We start from the raw sequence: 16,181 nt of genomic DNA on the forward strand, positions 1-16,181 counted from the left end.
GTGCGTCCACCCCACGGCCCTTTGTGCAAGTAACGACAGAGGCCACCTTGGATCTCGGACTGAAAGACCGCCACGCGCTTGTTCTCGGCGCCACCGGAGGGCTTGGCAAAGCCACCGCCCTCGCCCTTCTGGCCGAAGGCGCCAGCGTCACCTTCGCGGGCCGCGACGAAGCAAAGCTTGCCGCGCTGCTGGGCGAATTGCCCGCCGATCAGGCGGAGCGCGCCAATATCGCGGTGGCCGACCTTGGCGACACGACGGCGCCTGCGACATTGGCGGCGGCGGCGCGCGAACTTACGGGGCATGTCGATATCCTCGTCAACAACTCCGGCGGCCCGCCGCCCGGCCTTCCCACCTCGGTCGATCCGATGGTGATGCAGGAACACTATGCAAAGATGGTCACCCCGCTGGTGACGCTGACGCTGGACCTGCTTGGACCCATGCGCGCGAAGGGCTGGGGCCGCATCCTCACCATCGCCTCGTCCGGTGTCGTCCAGCCGATCCCGCATCTGCCGGTGTCGAACGCGCTCCGGTCGTCGCTGGTGGGCTTCATGAAAAGCCTTGCCGGTGAAGTGGCGGGTGACGGCGTGACGGTGAACATCCTCGCCCCCGGCCGCATCCTGACCGACCGCGTGATCTCGATCGACACAGGCGCGGCGGCGAAGACCGGCAAACCGCTGGCGGACGTACAGGCGGCATCCGCCGCGACGATCCCGGCGGGGCGCTATGGCAGCCCGGAGGAATTCGGCGCGGTCGCGGCCTTTCTGGCTTCGGCGCCCGCCTCATACGTCACCGGCAGCACGATCCGCATCGACGGAGGCATGATCCGCGCGGTCTGACCGCGCCCGTACAAGAATGGCGCCCGCCCGCCGGACGCCACCACTCACACCAAGGAGCGGTCCCATGGACCCGGACAACCAGCAATGAACGCACTCCCATCGCCAGACAGCCTGTCCACTCCCGCCACCGACACCCTGACGTCCACGGGCGCTGCGCACGTCTCGATCAAGGGCGTCACCAAGGTGTTCAACGGCCGCAAGGGCCGGGTTCAGGCGCTTGAGCCGGTCGACCTCGACATCCGCCGGGGCGAGTTCGTCTCGATCCTCGGCCCGTCCGGGTGCGGCAAGTCCACCCTGATGATGCTGCTGTCCGGTCTGCTTCCGGCCAGTTCCGGCCAGATCACCGTGGACGGCAAGGAGATCAACGCCCCCAACCCAGAGGCGGGGATCGTGTTCCAGAAGGACGTGCTGCTGGACTGGCGGTCGGCGCTGGAGAACGTGATGATCCAGGCCGAAATCCGCAAATCGGACAAGGCCGAGGCGAAGGCCCGCGCGATGGAACTGCTGTCGATGGTGTCGCTGGACGACTTCCACGACGCCTATCCCAGCGAGCTGTCGGGCGGCATGCGCCAGCGGGTCTCGATCTGCCGGGCGCTGCTGCACAAGCCGCCGCTGATGCTGATGGACGAGCCCTTCGGCGCGCTGGACGCGATGACGCGGGACCAGTTGCAGCTTGATCTGCTGAAGCTGTGCCGCGACGACGACATGACGGTCTTCTTCATCACCCACTCGATCCCCGAGGCGATCTTCCTCAGCGACCGCGTCGTGGTGATGACGCCGCGCCCGGGCCGGGTCGAGCGCATCGTGAACATCGACCTGCCCCGACCCCGCCGTCTCGCCATGCGCGAGGATCCGAAATTCATCCAATACGTCCACGAGCTGACCGGCATCTTCAAAAGCCTCGGCGTCTTCCGGGAGGAATAAATGGCTATGGCATCCGCAACCGAACCGCAGCAGGACGGGACACGCGCCCTCGCCCCCGTCCTGAAAGTGCTGAATGGCGTGCCGCTGGCCGTCTGGACGCTGATCGGGCTTCTTCTGTTCTGGGAGGCCTATGTGCGGCTGGCGAACGTCCCGCCCTTCATCCTGCCCGCGCCCTCGGCCATTGCGCAGGAATTCCGGGCTTATGGGCACCGGCTGTTCCCGAACGCGCTGGTGACGATGTTCGAGGTCGTTTTCGGCTTTACCTGCGCCGTGCTGATCGGCGTGCCGCTGGCGGTGGCCATCGTCTATTCCAAGTTCATCCAGAAGGGTGTTTACCCGCTGATCGTCGCCAGCCAGACGATCCCCAAGGTCGCCATCGCGCCGCTGCTGCTGACGTGGTTCGGCTATGGCATGACGCCGAAGATCGTGATCGTGATCCTGCTGTCGTTCTTCCCCATCGTCATCAACTCGGTGATGGGCCTGCGGTCTGCGTCGGACGAGATGATCCACCTTGCCCGCTCGATGGGCGCGAGCGCCTGGCAGACGTTCTGGAAGTTCCGCCTGCCCCACGCGCTGCCGTCGATCTTCGCGGGGCTGAAGCTGGCCACGGCGCTGTCGGTGATCGGCGCGATCGTCGCCGAGTTCATCGGGGCGGACAAGGGTCTGGGCTATCTGATCCTGATCGCCGGCTCCAACTTCGACGTCGCCCGCCAGTTCGCCGCTATCATCTGCATTGCGCTGATCGGGATGTGCTTCTTCTTCACCCTCGAGATGGTGGAACGCTTCGCGATCCCGTGGCGCAACAAGTCGGACGTCTCTGGCGAGGCGTAAGCCTTTCTTACTGGAGTGAAGCCGATACGACAGGCCGGGCGATCACTGCCCGGCCTTTTTCATGCGGCACCGGATTGGGGATTGCTTAACCCTGCCCGCGCGGATGAGGTGCTCGGGAACGGGGCCATTGCCGACCCCTAACGCCGGCTCGAAATCCCTCGGGCCGGGTGTCGCGAAATGGCGGATCATTGCAATCCAGCCTTCGCCCCGTGGCGCAGCGCGGCTTCGGCGAAGTCCTGAATTTCTTTTACACACGGGCGGGGCTTTCCTAGTGTTCTTGGCATCCAGCCAAGGAGACCCGCATGAATTCCGTCCGGAGCCTGCCTGCAATCGTCTCTCTGATCGTCACGCTGCCCGCCATGGGCCATGCGCAGGACAGTTCCGCGCCACGTGTTTTCAATGACTTCCTGAACGTCTCGGTGGACGCGAACATCACCCATCTGGAAACCACGGTCGGGGCGGTTTCGATCAGGTGCGAAGTGGATTCGTTTTTCAGTTCCAGCGGCGGTTCAGGCAGCCACGAGGTCGTGGGCGAGGCGATGTTGATCCTGCACGGCGGCATGTTCGACGTGGGCGGACGTTCGATCGAAGAGGCCATGCTCCAGAAGATCCCCTATACGGAATTTCGGCGTCTCGACTTCGTTTTCGGGAACGGCGGCACGCGGCAAATCGTCGAAACCTTCGACCTGACGCTTGGCCCCGTTCACTCGCCCTCGCGGATCGAGGAATGGAGCAAGGGCGGCTGCTTTCTGGAGCTGTTTCACGAATCCGAGACCTCGGGCATGTCCGAGGCCGAAATGATCGAAATGGTCTCGGACGAGTTCTACGGCACTATGCCCGCAAAATGCGATGCCGCCACGCCCACGCGATTGTTCAACTGCCTGCGGCCCGGCACCAGCCTTGAAAGCGCCGTGTTCTCTTTCGCACGTGAATTCTAGCGGGGCGATATCAAGGCTTGGCGGCGTGACGCAGGCGCGCGCCGGGTTTTGTCTTTTGCTTGCGTCCCTGGCCGGGTCCGTGGGCATCTCGCATGCGGACGAAGAGACCCGTGTCAGCGCAACACTCGGCTTTTCAGGTTGGGGCAGCGACGCGGGCGCGACGATACGCGGGGCGATCGGCTTTGAGGGCTGGGGCGCCGAGACGGCGGCACGGCAGGCTGCCCTTGCCTTCACGGGGTTCGGAGGTCCGGACCCGGCGATCGACGGTGGTCTGGCGTTTGCGGGTTGGGCCCTGACCAAGGTCGGCCCCAAGGCGGACCTGACCTTTTCGGGCTGGGGCACGACCCAAGAGGCCCCCAAGGCAAAGCTGGCGTTTTCGGGCTGGGCCAAGGATGGGCCGACAATCGAAACCTCGCTCGCTTTCGCGGGCTGGGGCGCAGATACGGCGCGCGTTCAGGGCCCGCTGTCCTTCTCGGGGTTCGGCGACCCTTCGGACGCGCAGGCCATGGCGCTTGCCTTTGCGGGCTGGGCCATGGACCAGCCGGAACTCTCGGGTGCCGTCAGCTTCGCAGGCTGCATCCGGGACGAGACCATCGCCCCCCATCCCCCGCTGCCACCCGAGGTCGTGCGGGCGCATTTCGCCAGCACCGACACGGGTCCCAATCTGGATCTTGAGGGGAACTGGCGCATCACTTGGGACGACGCGCCGATATCCTCGGCCTTCGCGACACTGACCAAGGGCGGCAGCTGGTCCTGCATGCCGGGCGGGGACGGCTGTTGGTACGCGTTCTCCAGAGACCCGAGCGCGCCATGGCTCATCGATATGTATATTCCCGAGCTCACGCTGTTCGAAAGCGAAGCCACGATCGGGCCGGGCCGCCAGTTCAGCGCGCAGTATTACTACCAAGTGCTTGGCCACTGGGGCGGCACCTCCAGGGGCGTAGCCACGGAAAACACCATCGTCGGTCAATGGAGCTATGGCGAAGAAGGCGGTCGCGAAGTCTGGACGCGCGTGCCCGGCACCATCACGGCGGCTGCCGGCAGCGACGGGCGCGTGGCGCCCCTTGGGCAGGCGGTTTCGGTTGTCACCGAATACGTCGACGCGACCTACACGATGCGCGGAAACCGCCCGGAAGCGTCGCTTCGCGTGCTGGGCGATCAGCTTTGGGGCGTTCAGCGGTACTGGATTCCTGCCGATAGCGATATCGAGATCGGCCGGGTCTGGTACATGTGCGCGGACTGGGCCGAAACGGGTGAAGTCTACGACGGCCACGAAGGCTGCTTTTCCAGCGGCGGCGCGGTCGGGCTGCGATTTGACCTCAACATCTGGCCCGACGCCAAGCCGGGATGGCATTACCTTTATTTGAACGACGTCGCGATCCCGTTCGAACTGGAAATCCAGGGTTATCCCGAGTGCGGCACCTAAGGGCCTTGGCTTACTCGGAAAGATCCGGGCGCACCACCAAGGAAAAGCCCCGCCCCTGTCCGATGACGTCGAAACATCGGACGGGGGCGGGGCGTCCCGGAACCTTGGTGCTTTAAGCGGGCGAGCGTGTGGAACCCGGCCCCAGGTTCAGAGATCGAGGACGAGGCGTCCGGACTTGCTGCCGGAACAGCAGATCAGCATGACCTTGTTCGAGGCGCGCTCGCGGTCGCTGAGGATGTTGTCCTTGTGGTCCGGTTCGCCTTCGATGACCCGCGTCTCGCAGGTGCCGCAGACACCGGAGCGGCAGGAATAGGCGACGCGGATGCCGTTCTCTGTGAGGACTTCCATGATCGTGCGCCCGGCCGGAACCTCGAACTCCTGCCCCCGGCGCTTGAGCACCACGGTGAAGCTTTCGGTCGAGGCTTCGAACTCGTTCTTGAAGTGCTCGACGTGGACGGCATCGGGGTCCCTGCCCTTGGATGCGTCGGTGAAAGCCGCGATCATCGGTTCGGGGCCGCAGCAATAAAGATGCGCGTCGGGCGCGGCGGCGGCCACGCGGGGGGCGATGTCCATGACGGTGCCGGTAAGCGCATCGTCATGCAGGTGCAGCACCCCGTTCGAGGCGGCGGCCAGCGCGCGAAGCTCTGGCAGGTAGGCGGCCAGCGCCTCGGCCCGGAAGGCATAGTGCAGCTCCCACGGGGTGCCTCGCGCGGCGCAGGCGCGGATCATCGACAGGATCGGCGTGATGCCGATGCCGCCCGCGAAGAAGGCGAAGCGCGGGGCGTCGGTCAGCGGGAAGGTGTTCAGCGGAGCCGAGACCTGAAGCGTCGCCCCGACGCGAAGGTCCTCGACAAGGAACGCCGACCCGCCACGGCTGGCGGGGTCGCGGTTGACCGCCACAAGGAAGCGGTCGTCGTCACCGGGCGCGTTGACCAGCGAGTAGCTGTTCGACAGGTCCCCCGGCAGCGCGAGGTCGATATGGGCCCCGGCCTCGATCCCGTCGAGCCGGCCACCGTCCAGGCGGCGAAGTTCGATCTCGCGGATGGTCTCGGCGAGGTAGCGGATCGCCGTGACGCGCAGCGTCAGGGGGCCGGTGTCCTGTGCCGGCGCTGTCGCGCCGGCACGGATGGTTTCCTGCATGGTCATGCCTTACTCGGCCGCCGAAAGGTTCGGCTTGTAGCCCTTGGCTTCGGCCATCTTCTCTTCGTAGCCGTCCAGCCAGTCGGTGCCCTTCGGCACGATGATGTCGCCGCCACGGGCATTCTGGGCGTATTCCGGGTGATCCACGAAGTCGGGCAGCTTCTTGCTGTCGCGCCATTCCAGCGCGGCGTCAAGCATCACGCGACGGGTGAGGATGACCATGCGGTCCGACGCGGCGAGGTGCTCCATCGTGCGGTCGACCACGTGGCCCATGCTTTCCTGGATCGCCTGATCCTGCAGCGGAACGCCGACGATGCCGGTGTAGCTGTCGCCGTTGCGCTGCCACTCGCGGTCGATGCCGTAGTCGTTGGTGGCATCCTTGACCGGACGCCAGCGGCCTTTCCAGTCGGTCGTGGTGGGCAGGTATTCCAGCGGGCGTTCCAGACCGCCAACCGGGGTGCCGTCAGCGTATTTCAGCTTTTTCTTGCCGCCGCCCTCGGCCCGCGACAGGTCGATGTTGAAAATCATCGTCGAGTCGTCGTCGATGGGCACCCACGCGTTGACGGTCTTGCTGGCCGCAAGGCCGCCGCCACCGGGATAGGTGACCCAGAACGGGTACAGATAACAGGCGTAACGCTGGTGCTCGTGGCCCTCCATCGCGTCACGCTGCGCCGAGTACATGGTGCCGAAGTTGGTCGTGGTCACGTTGATCTTGGGCGACTTCTCGGTGACCGTGAACACTTCGGGGTCGGACAGGTCGAGCTTTTCGCCGTCGATGCCGCCCACGTGCAGGAAGCCAAGGTGCGAGGTGTCGATGTCGCCTTCCAGCGCCTGCATGTAGTTGCAGTCGCGGTGGGTCAGCGCGATGTTGCGGTCGTCGCCCTCGCCCATGATGGCGTCGATCTCGGGCAGCGGCGGCGGGTTGTCCTGACGCTCGCCGAAGTAGGCGAAGACGATGCCGCCGGATTCACAGGTCTTGTAGGCATAGGCCGGAGTGCCCGCCGGGTACTTGTTCTTGTCCTCGAGGTTCGGCTGGTCAAGGCACTTGCCGGTCACGTCGAACTTCCAGCCGTGATAGGCGCAGCGGATGCCGCCCTTCTCGTTGCGTCCGAAGAACAGCGACGCGCAGCGGTGCGGGCAGCGGTGGTCCATGACGCCCACCCGGCCCTCGGTGTCCCGGAAGCCGATCAGCTTTTCGCCGAGGATCATCAGGCGCACCGGGTCGCCGTCGGCGACAAGCTCGGACGACAGGCAGACCGGGGTCCAGAACTGGCGGAAGAATTCTCCCATCAGGGTTCCTTTGCCGACGGCGCAGAGGTCGACGTTTTCTTCAGCTGTGATCATCTTGGTTCTCCTAGAGTTCGACGGTCGAGGCCGGATCCTCGGTTCCGGCGGAAAGGGGCACGAGCACACCGGCCCATTCGAGATTGGCCCGCGCCTGCGCGATGGCGGCGTGGGTTTCGCTTGCGTGTTTCATCGGGGCGTCGCGGAAGCGGTCGGGCGGGTAGAAATGCGCGTCGGCATAAAACGGGACGTACATCTCGTAGCGGGCGCGCAGATGCGGGTTGGACAGGCCGGTGTCGTTGCGGCGGTCGGCCCGCAGGCGCTCGATGTCGATCATGGCCGAGACAGAGGTCCCCTCGGCGTCCCCTTCCTCGAAGGCCAGCGTTTCGCCCCAGTGGTCGAGGATATGGGACCGGCCGCCGGTGAAGGTGCCGTCCGGCGAGAAGCCGATGGGCCCGGCGACATTGGCCGAAACCATGTAGGTCATGTTCTCGGCGCAGCGGGCCAGCTTGGCCGCCTCTTGCGCCGCGGAATAACGCGAGTTCGTCGGGTGCAGGATCACCTCGGCCCCGTTGAACATCATGCAGCGCGCGACCTCGGGCACCGTGATCTCGCCACAGGCGATGACGCCGATCTTGCCCAGCGGCGTGTCGGCGACCGGAAAGACCTGATCCTTCGGCGTGGCTTTCATGTAGTCGGTCATGAAGTCGTGCACCGACGGGAAGGCCGCTACGTTCACGCGGCGATAGCGATAGATGATATCGCCGGCGGGTCCGATGATGATGCAGGTGTTGAAGTAGCGGCCCGGCCATTCCTCGGGCGCTTCGAACACGTTGCCGGCGATGTAGATGCCTTCGCGTTTGGCCAGCGCCTGAAGCGGTTCAGTCAGAGGGCCGGGCACCGTCGAACAGGCGCGGCGGATCCAGTCCTCGACCGCCATGCCCAACGGCGGACCCTGCATGCCGAACTCTGGGAAGACGACAAGATCGGGACGGTCCGGCCCGGCAAGCGCGGCTTCGATCAGGCCGATCATACGCGCCTGATTGCGGGCGATCACCGCCCAGCCGCCCGCGTCATCGGCAGCCTGACAGGCCCGTTCGCTCTGCATCTGGATGCAGGTCGCGCGCCAGGACGGTATCGTCATCGGGTCTCCTTCCGGCGTCTTTGCCGTGTATCAGGTGCCAGCTGCGCACCACTGGTATACCATTAGTCTGCCGCCCTCGGAACCCGAAATCAAGCGCCTCCCGATGCCGACCGCTGCCGGGGGCCGGAATGCGGTGCGTTGCCTAAAAAATCCGCAGTTCAACGCGTCTGCCGTCAAACGCGGGGCAGAAGGAATCCCGCGACGGGATACCAAGGGCATTCCGGCGGTTCCAAAACAGGCAAAGGGTTGCTAGAACGTTCGGCACGAGGAGAGGCTAAGGACTACAGGCAGATGGAAACCAATGCGGCGCTGGACGTAACTGCGCTCCACGACAAACCGACTCGGACCAACGAGGTTTACGAGCAGATCATCGACATCCTGATCCGTGGCGAGTTGCGCCCGGGCGATGTCATCGTCGAACGCCGCATGGCCGAACGCCTGAATGCCTCGCGCACCCCGGTCCGCGAAGCGCTTGGCCGGCTCGAAGCCGAACGGATGGTGCTGCGCCAGCCCGGCCGCGGCGTGACGGTTGCGCCCTTCTCGACCGAAGCCTTCGTCGAGGTGCTGAACATCCGCCAGCTTCTTGAATCCGAAGCCGCCCGCCTTGCCGCCGGACAGATCCCGCCCGAAACGATCTCAGAGATCCGCGACGCGATGAAGGCGCTTTCGGAAAAGTCCGAACCGACCCCCGCCGAGGTCTGGGAGACCGACAACCTGCTGCACGGCGCGATTGCCGAGGCGTCGGGGAACGAACTGATGGCCGCGATGATCCGCGACTTGCGGCGCCGGACCCATGTGTTCAACGCCTTCCGCAACCCGAACAAGCACATCTACCAGTATGACGAGAACGCCAAGTTGCTGGACGCGATCGAGACCGGCGACGGCGAGACCGCGCGCGCGGCGATGACGCAGCATATCGAGACGGTGAAGGTCGCGATCGTCAGCCGTCTGGCGGGGCTGACGCGCTGATGCTGGCGGGCGCCCTGCCCGCCAGACCCTTGTTCCACATCTCTTTGCTCAGGCCGTCCGGCGGGCATAGGTGCCGGGCGTTTCCGCGCTGACGCTGGCGCCGTCCCAAACCCGCACGCCATTCACATAGGTCGCCGAAGGGATCGCCGCGAAGGTCATTCCGTCATAGGCGCTCCAGGCCGAGCCTTCGGGCGTGCGCGCGGAATCATAGACGATCTCGCCCGGCGTCAGCACCGCGATGTCTGCGTCGCAGCCCGGCTCCAGCCGCCCCTTGGTTTCCAGCCCGAAGAAGTCCGCAGGCCCCTCGGCCAGCAGCGCGGCGGTCAGCGAGGCGGCGGCCTCGACCGATCCGGTGCGGCGCAGCGCCTCGGTGTAGAAGCCCGGCAGCAGCGTTTCGAGCCCCGGCATGCCCGCCGCCACCTCGAAGATGTTCTCCGACGCCTTCCGCTCGAGACCCCAAGCCGAGTGGTCGGAGGAGACGAAAGCCGCGCCGCCGTCCTCGATCACCTGCCACAGCGCATCGCGGACGCCCGACCGGATCGGCGGGTTCACCTTCAGCTTCGGGCCAAGCGTCGGCATGTGCTCTTCCGCGTCGAACAGCAGGTAATGCAGGCACATTTCGGCGCTCGCCTTCTCGCCCCGCGCGGCATGTTCCGCAACAAGGTCGAAGCCCTCGGGGATCGAGATGTGGACGATATGCGCGTGGCCGCCCAGCGATGCGCCGAGTTCGAGGAAGGTTGCCGTCGCCGACATCTCGGCCACCGGCGGACGCGAAGGAGAGTGATCGAGCGGCGTGGTGCGCCCCTCGGCACGGAACTTCGCCTCGGTCGCGCGGACGACCTCTTGATCCTCGTTGTGCAGGCCGACGGGTAGGCCGGTGCCGTCGAGCGTCTCGAACAGGGTCAACACCGCGCCGGACCCGATCCGGGGGAAGCGGTGGGGATGCGCCTCGAAAGACGAGATCTTGAAGGCCGCCACGCCCGCTTCGACCAGCCCGCTGATGTCCGCCGGGTCGGGGTCGGTCGGGATGGTGGCGTACAGCGCGACGTTGGTGTGGGCCAGCTCTTCTATCGCGGCGACCTTCTGGTTCAGCAGGCCGACGGTCGTGATCGGATCGGGATGGTCATAGGGCATGTCGACGATGGTGGTGACCCCGCCGATGGCCGCCGCCCGGGTGGTCGGCGCGATGCCGGGAAAGCCCCATTGGCTGCCCGCATGGGTCTGACCGTCGATGGCGCCGGGCAGGATCAGCGCGTCACCGTGGTCGGTGGTTTCGGCGGCGTCGGGCGCCTCGCCTTCGCCAAGCGACACGATACGGCCACCGGCAATGCCCAGCCAGCCCTTCGTGACGCTGCCACCGGGCAGCACTAGCCGCCCCTTCAAGACGAGATCGAGCATCCCTGCCCTCCTTGGTTTTTTTCCGGCACATGCCGCGGTGCGCCTGCATCCCCGCCCAAGGGGCTTGCGTTGCCGCGGCAAACGTGGAATCCCTTTGGCATACCAGATGTGTGCATAGTCGATGCCACCCCGTCAACCCGTCCCGGACCACTTCCAGCGAGACCCCATGATCTACGATCTCACAACACTTGCGCTGCTGCCAAACACCCTTGGCGCGGTCATGCCGCTGCTGCCTGAAACCTATGCCGGTTTTTCCAGCACCGGCCGCGTCCTTGGCGCGTTTTCCTGCGACTTCGGCGTCCTGAACCGGTTCCACTTTCTGACCGCCTACGAAAGCACCGAGGCGCTGGCCGCCGAGCGCGCGCGGCTGATGGAGACCGAGAACCCCTATGGCATCGGCGAATACCTCGGCGGCGTGAACAGCACGGCCTACAAGCCGTTCTCGTTCTGCGCGGATATCGAGCCGGGCGCCTACGGTCCGTTCTACGAGTTCCGGACCTACAGCATGTCGCCCGGCGGCGTTCCGCAGACCGAAGAAGCGTGGGGCAAGATCATCGAGCGCCGCAACGAGATGTCGAAGCTGCTGATGGTGATGGCCTCGATCGAGGAAGGCCCGCAGAAGATGGTGCATATCTGGCCCTACAAAGCGCTGGAGGACCGCGTCGCGGCGCGGGCGCAGGCCGGCAAGGAAGGCATCTGGCCGCCCCCCGGCGGGTCGGACTATCTGTCCGGCCTGCAGTCGGAACTGTTCCTCGCCACCGGGTTCTCGGACCTGAAATGACGCCCGGCGACCTTGCCGTTCTGGCGCGGGCGGGGGTCACCCTGCCGCCCGCCCAGCCGCCGGTCGGAACCTTCGTCGCGGCGGCCGAGATCGGCGGGCTGCTGCATGTCTCGGGTCAGGCGCCGCTGGACCCCGATGGCGTGCCCCTGCGGGGCCGGGTCGGCGAAGAGGTGGACGCAGCCGAGGCCCGCGCCCGCGCGCGGCGCACCGGGCTTGCCCTGCTGGCGGCCATCGCCACCGAGCCGGGGCGGCTGGCCCGCGTCACCCGCGTCATCCGACTGCTGGGCACGGTCAACGCGGTGCCCGAATTCACGGCGATCCCCGAGGTTCTGGACGGCTGTTCCGAGCTTTTCGACAGCATGTTTCCGGACGGCCATGCCCGCACCGACGTGGGCTTGCCAGCGCTGCCGAACAACATCACGGTCGAGATCGAGGCGGTCTTCGCCCTCGCGCCCAGGACGCCGGAGCCGCAATGACCCGCGACATCGTCGTCATCAACCCCAACAGTTCCGGCACCGTGACGCAGGCCATCCGCGACACGCTTGCGCCGCTGGACCCCCGGTTCCGCTGCCTCGACATTGCCGAGGGACCGGCGACGATCGTCACGCAGGAGGACGTGGACCGCGCAGGCCCGCGCGTCGCTGCCCTCGCCGCGCACCAATCCGAGCCAGCCGCCGTCGTGATCGCCTGCTTCTCGGACCCCGGCCTTGCCGAAACACGCGCGCGGCTGGATTGCCCGGTGATCGGGATACAGGAAGCCTCGGTCGCCGCCGCGCTGGCGCTGGCGCCCCGGTTCGGGATCATCGCGCTGTCGGAAGCTCCCATCGAGCGCCACCGCCGGCGGCTTGACGCGATGGGCGTCCTGCCGCGTCTGGCGCTGGAGGTCGGGCTGGGCGGAGTGTCCGCCCACGACGCCGGCCACGGCCCTGCTCTGTACCCCGAGATCCTTGCGGCGGGCGAGCGCCTGAAGGCCGCCGGGGCCGGCGCCATCATCCTAGGCTGCGGCGGCTTCGGCCCCCGCCGCGCGACCCTGCAAGGCGACCTTGGCATCCCGGTCATAGACCCGGTTCTGGCCGCGGGCGCGGTGGCCGTGTCGGTGGTGTAGGAGACGGTATTTCGCCTAGTCTGGCTGCGCCTCTGTCGCAGCCGAGAAACGGACGATCGTGTCCGCGGACTTTAGCGTAGTAGGACGGTGCGCGATCAGCACCACGGTACATCCCACCGGGCGCGCGGCCAGGGTCTCCTGGACCAGCGTTTCAGACAGCGGATCGAGCGCGCTGGTCACTTCGTCGAGGATAAGCAGGTCCGGATTGCGCAGCAGGGCCCGCGCCAGCGCGATGCGCTGCCGTTGTCCGCCTGACAGTTCTGACCCATTGTCGGTGATGACGGTTTCGTAGCCGTCGCGGGTGTTCATGATGAAGCCATCCGCATTCGCACGCGTCGCGGCTTGCCGGACCGCCTCCTTCGATGCGTCACGCTTTCCGTAGGCAATGTTCTCGCCGATGGTTCCGTTGAACAGGTAGATGTCCTGCGTCACGACCCCGATCTGTCCAAGCCAATCCCCAAGTTTGTACGCGCCTATGTCTCTGCCATTGGCGGTGATGCGCCCGCCCGTCGGCACCGACATGCGACACAACAGGTCCACGAAGGTCGACTTGCCGGAACCCGACGGCCCGGCAATCCCTGTGACTTCTCCCCTCGGGATACGAAAGCTCAGGTCTTCGAGCACCGGACCGTCCGTGCCGTCGTAGCGGAACGATAGCCCCTCGACGGCGATATCGGTTTCCAGACCGGTGAAGGGCGTGGTTCCCGCAGGACGATTGGCCCCGTCAGCCAACCACGGAACAATCGCATGAATTGCAGCAACTTCGGCCAAAAAGTTCACGCGGATTCCGACTAGTTCGCTGGCGCGTGGCATCAGGCGGCGCAGGATGATGATGAAACTCACGAATGCAGGGATCGCCACAATCGACATGCCCAGCCCCACCAAGGCAAGCAACGTGATCAACAGCAAGATCAGCAGTTCCGTAACCGGCTGCACCGCGACAGAGATCGTCTCTTGCCGGACATTTGCGCGCTGAAGCCGGTCGAAGGCCTCGGAAAACCTTTGGTGCTCGTATCGCTCGCGTCCGAACAGCCTGATCGTCTTGAGCCCTGCGATTGTGTCCCAGATCCGCACCGTCAGTTGCTGCTGGCTATCGACGACGACATGGCCCAGCCGCTCGATCCGGGTGACCAAAAGGTGGACGACAACGGCGATCACCGCCGCGCAGACAAGAACCAACACCGTCAGTTGCCAGGACAACGCCAGCAGCAGGAACAGGAAGAAGCTCGCCGCCAGTAGTTCGCTGAAGGACGTAAGCAGCGACAGCATCGCGTCCACTGCCCGCCACGCCTGGTTTTCAAACGCATTCATGATCTCTCCGGAGGTCTTGCCAAGCTCCCGCCCGCCCCCGTTCAGCAGGCGGGCGAACATCCTGCCCTGCACCCGGTCGTTGACCGTGGCGTCATAGCGTATCCAGAAATAGTCGCAGCAGAACTGGGTGACGTTCTTCGCGATGATGGCAGCGACGATGCAAAACAGGAGGACGCGGACTTGCCAGTCGTCTGGAAATCTCTGCAAAAGAACGTCGAGGTGATCCGAAAACGGGTACTCGGCCCAAGAGACATCCTGCCCGGCAATGATCGTGTCGATCAGCGGCACAAGCAGATATAGTCCCACGCCCTCGAAGACGGCGGCCACGACGCTGAGGGCAAGAAGAACCAGAACGAACCAGCGCAATCCCCCCAATGAGTTGAACAGGATCAGGACGGCTTGAAGGTTCGACAGGCGCCCGTCTTTCATACCCGACACAGCATCGCAAAACCAAAAGACGCAAACCAAATGGAAGCGGACACAGCGCAAGTCTTTTTGTTCGGGGAAGAGAGAGCGACCAAGGTAATTCCGCAGCCTGAATATCGTTCAGATCAACCGTATCAGCTTGGCTGCCCCTGACAAGAGCGCCGCGCAGCGATTGCGTCGCGGCCTCTGATGTATCGGCTCGCCGGCGCACCTACACAGGTTTGGATCGGTTTTCAAAGGCTAGGGTTGCCTATTCCCGCCTCTACCTTCGTCCGGCGTGTCGGCGCGCCAGACCGCGCCCTTGTCGCCAAAGGAAGTAATTGCCCTTCGGTTACGTCGCAGTATATCTTCCTAAGACGTAGGCTGTGACCACGTCATTATGGTGCGCCTTCGCTTGAGTGCTGCCATCTCCGGTGACGTGATAATTATGCGATACTTTAGGCCTTGAGTAACGAATTGAAGCCTCTTGTTTCCATCGTGGTTCCTGTCTTTAATGCGGACCCCTTCCTTACGGCCACGATCAAATCCGCCTGCGACCAAACCTATAGAAACATTGAAGTTATTGCGGTTGACGATGGATCTTCGGACGATAGCGCAAGTACCCTTGCCTTACTCGCAAGTACTTATCCACAAGTCCGATGGATACCAAGCCAGCATTTTGGTGTTTCCAGTGCACGGAACATCGGCATGAACGCGGCGAAAGGTGATTATGTCGCTTTTCTCGACGCCGACGATCTTTGGCATCCAACAAAGATTGAAAAACAGGTTGCTGCGATGGCGAAACATCGCAATCAGCCGGATTGGGCCGCCTGCTATTCGCTATTCAGGATCATCGACCGTAGCGGAAAGGTACTCAAGAACGGCCCCACCCGATACTCACGGGGTTATCTGTATGGCAGCCATCTGGTCATCAACCACATAGGAAATGGCAGCAACCTACTGGTCCGGCGCGACGCGGCACTTGCTGTCGGAGGGTTCGATACGGCCCTGAGCCATTGTGAGGACAGGGATTTTCACCTTCGGCTGCTCAAGCATTTCCGGATCGATGTCGTGCCGGAGTTCCTGACGGGCTATCGAAGACACTCGGATTGCGCGACGCTGCACCACAGCGAGATGGCAAGGTCGCTGATCTTGGTGATCGGCACCTCCGCGAACGAGCCTGGCATCCCGCCCGGCCTCAGACGCGCCGCGCTCGCCGCTGCTCACAATTACGCGTGGCTCAAGTTCCTGAAAGACGGAGCGATCAAGGAGTGTTTGGCGTCGCTTTCAAGCTTCCTGCGAAGCGACCCCCGTGGTGCCGGGCAAGAGATCGTGTACCGCCTAAAGAACCGTTTCAAGGCAGTCAGGGATCGGTTCGGTGCCAAGGCGCTTGATCCGAAGGGCGAGACTGCGCCGGAGTTCTTCGACCTCGATCCCTGTGACGGAGTTCTGGCCGAGGAGACCGTCAAAAACACTCGCAAATTCGAACGCCTTCAGGATTTCGATGCGCAACTGGAGCGCCTGTTTGCTCACGAAATCGGCGAACCGGCCCAAGCCTCTCGGGTCGACACCGAACAGAAATATGCCTTACAGGGCCGGAATTGATCAGGTGTTGACCGGGCGGGCTTGTTCGGCCCGGCCTCCCCTCTAAAACTCTTTGATATCAGACCAAGAGGACCGAAAAAATCG

The 16,181-nt window shown here is 64.6% G+C and carries 15 protein-coding genes; 10 read left to right on the plus strand and 5 right to left on the minus strand.

What is annotated here, in order from left to right; translation table 11 throughout:
• Positions 1-47 precede the first annotated feature (47 nt).
• From ACP156_RS21075 to ACP156_RS21095, 5 genes are all read left to right on the plus strand, one after another.
• Positions 48-836 carry an SDR family oxidoreductase gene (locus ACP156_RS21075; RefSeq protein ID WP_425053363.1) on the plus strand — a complete coding sequence of 263 codons (789 nt, stop codon included), beginning with the start codon at positions 48-50 and terminating at the stop codon, positions 834-836.
• 84 nt (positions 837-920) lie between these two features.
• Positions 921-1,760: an ABC transporter ATP-binding protein gene (locus ACP156_RS21080; RefSeq protein WP_425053364.1), complete on the plus strand. Its 840-nt coding sequence runs from the start codon at positions 921-923 to the stop codon at positions 1,758-1,760.
• Entirely contained in the window at positions 1,761-2,591 is an 831-nt protein-coding gene (locus tag ACP156_RS21085) for an ABC transporter permease (RefSeq protein ID WP_425053365.1), read from the plus strand. It abuts the gene before it with no gap.
• Between the two features lie 302 nt (positions 2,592-2,893).
• On the plus strand, positions 2,894-3,529 hold the full coding sequence (locus tag ACP156_RS21090; protein ID WP_425053366.1) for a hypothetical protein: 636 nt from the start codon (positions 2,894-2,896) through the stop codon (positions 3,527-3,529).
• Positions 3,530-3,608: 79 nt separating this feature from the next.
• The gene (locus tag ACP156_RS21095) at positions 3,609-4,955 is read left to right on the plus strand and encodes a hypothetical protein (RefSeq protein ID WP_425053367.1); all 1,347 of its coding nucleotides are present in this window, start codon (positions 3,609-3,611) and stop codon (positions 4,953-4,955) included.
• Between the two features lie 147 nt (positions 4,956-5,102).
• On the opposite strand, the gene ACP156_RS21100 is transcribed toward ACP156_RS21095, so the two are convergent.
• Genes ACP156_RS21100 through ACP156_RS21110 form a run of 3 tightly spaced genes read right to left on the minus strand, consistent with a single transcriptional unit; the run spans position 5,103 to position 8,523 of the window.
• Positions 5,103-6,101, minus strand: a complete 999-nt coding sequence (locus ACP156_RS21100) for a PDR/VanB family oxidoreductase (protein ID WP_425053368.1) — start codon at positions 6,099-6,101, stop codon at positions 5,103-5,105.
• 3 nt (positions 6,102-6,104) lie between these two features.
• Positions 6,105-7,439, minus strand: coding sequence for a Rieske 2Fe-2S domain-containing protein (locus ACP156_RS21105; protein ID WP_425053369.1), 1,335 nt, complete (start codon positions 7,437-7,439; stop codon positions 6,105-6,107).
• 10 nt (positions 7,440-7,449) lie between these two features.
• On the minus strand, positions 7,450-8,523 hold the full coding sequence (locus ACP156_RS21110; protein ID WP_425053370.1) for a nitrilase-related carbon-nitrogen hydrolase: 1,074 nt from the start codon (positions 8,521-8,523) through the stop codon (positions 7,450-7,452).
• 291 nt (positions 8,524-8,814) lie between these two features.
• Between ACP156_RS21110 and ACP156_RS21115 the strand changes: the two genes are divergently transcribed.
• Complete coding sequence (locus ACP156_RS21115) at positions 8,815-9,492, plus strand: GntR family transcriptional regulator (RefSeq protein ID WP_425053371.1); 678 nt, start codon at positions 8,815-8,817, stop codon at positions 9,490-9,492.
• A gap of 48 nt (positions 9,493-9,540) precedes the next feature.
• Here the strand turns inward: ACP156_RS21115 and ACP156_RS21120 are convergent, their stop codons facing one another.
• Entirely contained in the window at positions 9,541-10,890 is a 1,350-nt protein-coding gene (locus ACP156_RS21120; RefSeq protein WP_425053372.1) for a dihydroorotase, read from the minus strand.
• Between the two features lie 166 nt (positions 10,891-11,056).
• Between ACP156_RS21120 and ACP156_RS21125 the strand changes: the two genes are divergently transcribed.
• Genes ACP156_RS21125 through ACP156_RS21135 form a run of 3 tightly spaced genes read left to right on the plus strand, consistent with a single transcriptional unit; the run spans position 11,057 to position 12,776 of the window.
• The gene (locus tag ACP156_RS21125; protein WP_425053373.1) at positions 11,057-11,671 is read left to right on the plus strand and encodes an NIPSNAP family protein; all 615 of its coding nucleotides are present in this window, start codon (positions 11,057-11,059) and stop codon (positions 11,669-11,671) included.
• A complete protein-coding gene (locus ACP156_RS21130) occupies positions 11,668-12,147 on the plus strand; it encodes a RidA family protein (RefSeq protein ID WP_425053374.1) in 480 nt (159 codons plus the stop codon). Before ACP156_RS21125 ends, ACP156_RS21130 begins: the two co-directional genes overlap by 4 nt.
• Complete coding sequence (locus ACP156_RS21135) at positions 12,144-12,776, plus strand: aspartate/glutamate racemase family protein (RefSeq protein WP_425053375.1); 633 nt, start codon at positions 12,144-12,146, stop codon at positions 12,774-12,776. The genes ACP156_RS21130 and ACP156_RS21135 overlap by 4 nt, the downstream gene beginning before the upstream one ends.
• 15 nt (positions 12,777-12,791) lie before the next feature.
• Here ACP156_RS21135 and ACP156_RS21140 read toward each other — a convergent pair whose 3' ends face one another.
• On the minus strand, positions 12,792-14,576 hold the full coding sequence (locus tag ACP156_RS21140) for an ABC transporter ATP-binding protein (RefSeq protein ID WP_425053376.1): 1,785 nt from the start codon (positions 14,574-14,576) through the stop codon (positions 12,792-12,794).
• A gap of 414 nt (positions 14,577-14,990) precedes the next feature.
• Between ACP156_RS21140 and ACP156_RS21145 the strand changes: the two genes are divergently transcribed.
• Complete coding sequence (locus tag ACP156_RS21145; RefSeq protein WP_425053519.1) at positions 14,991-16,097, plus strand: glycosyltransferase family 2 protein; 1,107 nt, start codon at positions 14,991-14,993, stop codon at positions 16,095-16,097.
• Positions 16,098-16,181 lie beyond the last annotated feature (84 nt).

It is taken from the genome of Psychromarinibacter sp. S121 (assembly GCF_049801035.1).
Classification (GTDB): domain Bacteria; phylum Pseudomonadota; class Alphaproteobacteria; order Rhodobacterales; family Rhodobacteraceae; genus Psychromarinibacter.